The sequence below is a fragment of the Chelatococcus albus genome (assembly GCF_030067675.1).
GTDB classification, from domain to species: domain Bacteria; phylum Pseudomonadota; class Alphaproteobacteria; order Rhizobiales; family Beijerinckiaceae; genus Chelatococcus_A; species Chelatococcus_A albus.
Genome location: NZ_JASJEV010000034.1, coordinates 1 through 772, shown reverse-complemented (window position 1 = coordinate 772; position 772 = coordinate 1). Strand labels below are relative to the sequence as shown.

At 69.6% G+C, this 772-nt stretch carries 2 protein-coding genes; both read left to right on the top strand.

Features of this window, described 5'->3' with window-relative positions; all coding sequences use genetic code 11:
* The first annotated feature begins 111 nt into the window (after positions 1-111).
* A complete protein-coding gene (locus QNA08_RS18925; RefSeq protein ID WP_283742286.1) occupies positions 112-342 on the top strand; it encodes an RAG2 PHD domain containing protein in 231 nt (76 codons plus the stop codon).
* 58 nt (positions 343-400) lie between these two features.
* Positions 401-772 (top strand): phasin family protein, encoded by a 372-nt coding sequence (locus tag QNA08_RS18920; RefSeq protein ID WP_283742285.1) that lies wholly within the window; start codon positions 401-403, stop codon positions 770-772.

The following is a 772-nucleotide window of genomic DNA, read 5'->3' as shown; positions in this document are numbered from 1 at the left end:
GCGGGCGCGCGCTGTGCGCGGCGACCGTGGGAAGCCCCGCCGATGACCGCATGGCCGCCGCCCGACGGGGCAGTTGCGCGCGCATCATCCATTCCACCGGGAGAGGGCACCATGATCCTGGACCATGTCGATGCTCACCAGATGGCGGGCATGTCGCATCCGATCTTCGTCATCGGCCGCAGCCCGTACGGAAGCTGGGTCGTGAGGGAGGCGGGCGGCCTCGTCGGGGCGACGTTCGCCAATCGCAGCGAGGCGATCCGCTTCGCCAGGCTCGGGAGGGGCTGGCGCCCGGGAGGCATCCTGCTGGCCTCCTATGTCGGGGCACCCGGGGGGCATGGCTGAGACGGGGCGAGGGGGCGTTCGTCACGACCGCGCGTGGTCAGTCCATGAGGAGGGATAGATGACCGATCTGCTGCACGACCTGTTGGGGCCGTCCAAGGCGCTCGCCGTCCAGGCACACAAGGCGAACCGGGTGACGCTCGCGAACCTGGAAAGGCTGACGGCGTTCCAGATGGATGCCCTGCAGGCCTATGTGGACCTCGGCGGCGCACGCCTGAAGGCGGCCATGGACATCCACGACCTCGGCGGGCTCATCACCTTCCAGGCCAATCATCTCCGGCTGCTGATGACGCTCTACGAGAAGCTCATCGCCGATGCCCGCGCCCTGGCCGACCTCGGTGTCGCGTTCAAGGCCGAGCTCGATCGGGCGGGCGAGAATGAGGCCGCGCCGCCACAGACTGCCCAGGCCCCGTCCTCGCGCAAGGCGGCCTGA